Genomic DNA, 5,592 nt, shown 5'->3' with positions numbered 1-5,592 from the left:
GTATTAACAGAAAGGTAGAAGTTCACCTACTACATTCAGGTGTCTTCTACCTTTTTAGTATCCGTATATAGATGCTCCGTCAGTAAATTTTGAAATTAAGTTAGTTTTTCAGTGGCCTCTACTGTTTTTCTTTCTCTTCTTCACTTCTCACAGAAAAAAGACCAGACTCTCCGTTCCTAGTCTTCAGGTTAAGAAAGCTTGAATTGAACAAATAAAAATGATTTAGGCTAAAAAAAAGAGTGTGAAATCAGATTGATTTCACACTCTTTTTGCCACATCTTTTTTTGTATCGATTGTTTTCTGAAGTCTTAAGTATTGTCTAAGCATGGCTAGACGCCATGTCAGTATCATACCGAATGCGAGTAGAAAGAACATTCCGCTCGTTTCACCGAACGAAACAGTCTGTCCAATAATTAATTTCAGAATAATCCGAAAAACCAACAAACCGAACAAAATAAATACGAATGCCTTTGAGGGTTTTAAGTAAATGGCTCCTTCACGCACTTCCAACTTCGAAGTACGTATTAAGAAAACAGAAAAAATCACACCTACAAGAAGCGCTTCCAACACTTGTGTCCACTCCACGCGAAACACAGGAACCACAAACATGAAAGCTCCTGTACTCATGAACAATGGAGGAAGAATGATTTTTTTAATGCTGGCTGGACGTTTTGCCGCCCTCAGTCGAAGAAATATCATCGCTGTGGCCATACCAGCCGCTACAACTGTACTTGCTATCAACCAAAACATATTGTTTCACTCTTTCTTCTCTGTCCATTCCTAATAAGTTTAACACACATTGAATTGCATCGAGGTCGCGAGCTTCATCAAAAGGCTTGATAATGAAATCTATCGCTCCACATTCGATAGCTTCCACTACCAATTTATGCTGCCCTATGGGACATGATTACTCTCGCCTCACCAGGTTTTGCTTTAATTTCTTTCAACGCTTCAATTCCATTCTTAACGGGCATGGTGATATACAATGTAATCAAGTCAGGCTGAAGTTCATTAAATTTGTCTACAGCTTCTTGACCATTTTCACCTTGCCCGACAACCTCATGATTTCCCTTTCCCAATATACTGGTCAATGTCATGCGCATAAACTTTGCATCATCTACTACCAGAATATCCGCCATTGAATTTAATCCTCCGCTCGATCATTCGCTATGGTAAGAATAATCGTCATTGTCACCCCGATAACTGTTAGATAAACCCCAAGGTCAAATAACAATGCAGTCGCAAGCTCCGTCTTTCCTAATACAGGCAGTTGAAAATATGCGAAAGTTTGACTTAAAAAGGGCTGGCCAAACACGAAGGAACCTATTCCTGTTGTTAGGGCAATCAGGAGGCCTACCGGTATAATATAACGGAATTTCACTGGCAGAATTTTTTGCATAGCACGGAAGCCATAGGCCATGTACATGAGGACAAAAGCAGCTGAAGTCATCAATCCCCCAATGAATCCACCACCTGGCTTATTGTGACCAGCAAAAAATAAGTAAATGGAAAACCCAAGTAATATGAATGCAATTAGTGTGGTTGTTGTTCTGAGAATAATGTCGTTTGTGCGGGTCATACCGTCTACTCCTTTATTTATCAATATCTTCATCATAATATAAAACTATTCGAAAATCCATGTTTTAAAAGCCTTGGAAGCCTCCGAATAGTCCAGATAAGTAAGAGGTTAATTTCGTCATCCAGTCAAAATAGAGCGCAATGCCCATTAAAATCATGACGTATCCACCAATCTTCACGATCAAAGCACTGTTTCTTTTAATCCAGTTCAGTTTGCCTACAAAGAACGAGAGAACTAAGAACGGGATCGAAAACCCTAATGAATAGGCAATCATCATAACTAGGAATAGATCTGGCTGATCAACTCCAAGGGCTAAAACAGCACCCAGTATAGGTCCCGTACAAGGTGTCCACCCTAGTGAAAATGTAAGACCAATAAGGAATGAACCAAAATATCCAGCAGGACGATTCTTAAAGGTGATCTTTCTATCTTTCATAAGAAAATTAAAATTAAAGGCACCTATGATGACAAAACCAAAAAAGATGATCAAAATAGCGCCTAGCCTGCGAATAATGGCTTCATTTTGGATCATGAATTGAGCAAAAAAAGATCCAGAGAGACCGAGAATTAGAAAAATTGTAGTAAATCCTAACAAAAACAAGATGGTATGTAACAGGCTTTGCTTTTTTAACATACCGTTATCTTCCCTTAACTCATTCACACTCATACCAGTTATGTAGGAGAGGAATGCGGGAAAAAGCGGTAAAACACATGGAGAGATAAAGGACAAGAACCCTGCTCCAAATGCTAAAAAAATGTTTACGTCTGACATAAGCATATCCTCCAAAGTCGTACTAGGCCTCTATTGTATCAGAACAGTGGTAAAAAAACGATGAATCAGCTGTGAACATCTCTTGACGTTTGCACTTGCCATTTCTCAAAGTAAAAAGCCTTCTCTCACTAGCGGAAAGAAGGCTTTAAGCATTATTTCATTTGGTTGTTCATTGAACGCATCATTTGATTGATCTTCTTCTGAGATGGTTTCTGACCCATCTGCATCATCAATGTGCGTAGCATTTGTTCGTTAATTGGTGGGTTTTTCTTAAGATAGTTCATCATGTATTTTCTAGCGATGAAAAAGCCAAGGGCTACACCACCAGCAAGTGTTAGCAGGGCAATGATGACAACCCATACGATCCCCAAAGTCATGTCTTCGTCTTCCTCCTTCGTGTTGTCTCCCATAACAGTATAGTAAAACGTTCACTGAAATACAATAGTCGTTTCACGATAATAGACGCTGGCCTGCATGAGGCGATATCCAGCCATAATGCTCTCCTTCCTTCTCAACGATAAAAAAAGATTGAGAGGATATACGCAGAGGTTCAAAAACGGCTGTATCCGCTTGCCAGAGACTATCACACTGAAAAAGACAACAATAGTTCTTATTATCCATTATATCACAGAATAGGCTGTTATCGAAGAATGGAAGACTGAAGCTGAAACTTTTTCTCGTTACATTCTTTTTCGGAGTATACTCCTCCAGCCACTCCTTGAATGGAAACAGATCAACAATATAAGAAAATTGTTTTATGTATGTCATCGACATTGGGTTTTGTAAGAATTCAAGAAAAAAGCGTTTCATCAATTCCACTTTATAATAATAACGCTGGGCGATTTCTTGTTTGATTGAGAATATGAAAAACTGCATCGACTTTCACTCCTTTTTCGTATTATATCGAGGAGCAGCATTGATAATCTGTCACTTTGTGACCGGAGAATGCTACGAAGTTTGTCGAAATAATTAGAATACAGGATCGAAGTGATCAGATATAAAAAAGCTGCCGGAAAACGGCAGCTTTTTTTGATCATCTTTATTTCATCAAGTTTTCAGCATGTTTGACAACGTTATCGACTGTAAAACCGTAGTTCTCAATGACAGTGTTACCCGGAGCAGATGCACCAAATTTATCAATGCCAAGAACTGTACCGTCAAGACCGACATAACGCTCCCAGCCAAATGATGCAGCCATTTCAACAGCAAGGCGATGGCGCACACTGGATGGCAATACTTTTTCTTTGTATTCTGCATTTTGTGCATTAAAGCGATCAAATGAAGGTACGCTTACGACACGAACATCATAACCTTTTTTCTTCAATTCAGATTGCGCTTCAACGATCAGCTGAACTTCAGAACCAGAAGCAAGCAAGATTGCATCAGGTTCTTCTTTGTCTGAGTCACTCAGGATGTAAGCACCATGTTTCACACCTTCATAGGCTTTTTCAAGTGTACCTTCAAGAGTCGGAAGCCCTTGACGAGTTAAAACAAGCGCATTTGGAGTCGTGTTTGACTCAAGAGCAAGTCTCCATGCAGCGCTCGTTTCATTACCATCCGCCGGACGGATGACAGAAAGATTAGGCATCGCACGAAGAGATGGAAGCTGTTCAACCGGCTCGTGTGTTGGACCGTCTTCTCCTACCGCGACAGAATCATGCGTGAACACATAGTTCACCGGAAGATTCATAAGCGCAGATAGACGAAGAGCTGGACGCAAGTAATCACTGAATACGAAGAATGTTCCGGCATAAGCTTTCAGACCTCCATGAAGTGCCATACCATTCATAGCTGCGGCCATGGCGAATTCACGAACACCGAACCAGATGTTACGTCCTGCGTAGTTTTCACGAGAGAAGTCCTCTTCTTCTTTCACGGCTGTCTTGTTTGATCCTGCAAGGTCAGCACTTCCGCCAAAGAAGTTCGGGATTTCTTTAGATAGCGCATTAATGACATCTCCAGAAGCAGCACGTGTTGCTGGGCTGTCTTCTCCAGGTGTAAATGTAGGAAGTTGATTTTCCCAACCTTCAGGAAGCTCACCGTTTATAGCTGTTTCTAACTCAGTTGCAAGCTCTGGATGAGCTCCTTTGTACTGGTTAAGCATTTCATTCCAAGCCTGCTCTTGCTGTTCTCCATTTTGCTGTACTTTTTCTTTAAAGTCAGCATAAACTTCATCAGGAACATGGAACGGCTCGTGGTCCCACTTATAGAATTCTTTTGTCTTCGTTGCTTCATCTTCACCAAGAGGAGCACCGTGAGAAGCTGATTTACCTGATTTAGTCGGAGCGCCATACCCGATCACCGTTTTCACTTCGATCATCGTTGGCTGACTTGTATTCTGTCGAGCTTGTTCGAGTGCATTTTCAATTTCTTCGGTATCCGTACCATCCTCGACACGGATGACTTGCCACCCATATGCTTCATAACGTTTTTCGACGCTTTCACTAAATGAGCGGTCAAGGTCACCATCAAGAGAGATATCATTAGAATCGTAAAGAACGATCAATTTACCTAGTCCAAGGTGAGCGGCCAAAGAAGCAGATTCTTGAGAAACACCTTCCATCAAGTCTCCATCACCACAGATAGCGTAAGTATAGTGATCTACGACGTTATAGTCATCACGGTTATATTTTGCTCCTAAGTGAGCTTCAGCCATAGCCATCCCTGTTGCCATAGCTAGTCCTTGACCTAGAGGGCCTGTAGTAGCCTCTACTCCATCTGTATGTCCAAATTCAGGGTGTCCTGGAGTTTTAGAATCCCACTGACGGAAGGATTTCAAATCATCGATTGTCACGTTGTATCCAGACAAGTGCAATAGGCTATATAGAAGCATGGATCCGTGTCCTGCTGACAAGACGAAACGATCACGGTTAAACCATGAGGAGTTGCTAGGATTATGGTTCATGAATTTAGTCCAAAGCGTGTAGGCCATAGGCGCTGCCCCCATCGGCATCCCCGGGTGTCCTGAGTTTGCTTTTTCCACTGCATCGATAGATAGTGTTCGAATTGTATTAATTGAAGTTTGTTCAAGGCTGTTTGCCATATTCAACGTTCCCCTTTCTGATCCGGTATATGTACCATGTCTTATCCTATAATGAAAATGGATTTGAAACAAGCAATCATATAATATTTCCATGAAATGCGTTCAATTCTTGCCTAATTTACCCTTTAACGCGTTTCTTAAACAAAAAATCCGCACTTTTGTAAGTACGGACCATATGTTTAATTTTTTTTCTCGTTT

6 protein-coding genes and 1 pseudogene are annotated in these 5,592 nt (G+C 40.9%); all 7 read right to left on the bottom strand.

Going from position 1 to position 5,592, the window contains the following annotated elements:
• Nucleotides 1-258: 258 nt before the first annotated feature.
• A complete protein-coding gene (locus LD39_RS01235) occupies nt 259-750 on the bottom strand; it encodes a CcdC family protein (RefSeq protein WP_035541987.1) in 492 nt (163 codons plus the stop codon).
• A gap of 40 nt (nt 751-790) precedes the next feature.
• Nucleotides 791-1,139: pseudogene (locus LD39_RS01230) on the bottom strand (response regulator); the annotation flags it as partial.
• A 5-nt stretch (nt 1,140-1,144) separates the two neighbouring features.
• Nucleotides 1,145-1,579, bottom strand: coding sequence for a Na(+)/H(+) antiporter subunit B (locus tag LD39_RS01225; protein WP_035541985.1), 435 nt, complete (start codon nt 1,577-1,579; stop codon nt 1,145-1,147).
• Between the two features lie 64 nt (nt 1,580-1,643).
• Complete coding sequence (locus tag LD39_RS01220) at nt 1,644-2,351, bottom strand: cytochrome c biogenesis CcdA family protein (protein WP_035541983.1); 708 nt, start codon at nt 2,349-2,351, stop codon at nt 1,644-1,646.
• A 152-nt stretch (nt 2,352-2,503) separates the two neighbouring features.
• Nucleotides 2,504-2,722, bottom strand: coding sequence for a YneF family protein (locus LD39_RS01215; protein ID WP_197061371.1), 219 nt, complete (start codon nt 2,720-2,722; stop codon nt 2,504-2,506).
• Nucleotides 2,723-2,801: 79 nt separating this feature from the next.
• Complete coding sequence (gene sirA / locus LD39_RS01210; RefSeq protein WP_035541980.1) at nt 2,802-3,227, bottom strand: sporulation inhibitor of replication protein SirA; 426 nt, start codon at nt 3,225-3,227, stop codon at nt 2,802-2,804.
• Between the two features lie 163 nt (nt 3,228-3,390).
• Complete coding sequence (gene tkt, locus LD39_RS01205; RefSeq protein ID WP_035541978.1) at nt 3,391-5,394, bottom strand: transketolase; 2,004 nt, start codon at nt 5,392-5,394, stop codon at nt 3,391-3,393.
• Nucleotides 5,395-5,592: the final 198 nt, after the last annotated feature.

It is taken from the genome of Halobacillus sp. BBL2006 (assembly GCF_000786645.1).
In the GTDB taxonomy this organism is placed as follows: Bacteria; Bacillota; Bacilli; order Bacillales; family Halobacillaceae; genus Halobacillus.
The sequence above is the reverse complement of the archived record's forward strand: the minus strand, read 5'-3'. Positions and strand labels throughout refer to the sequence as shown.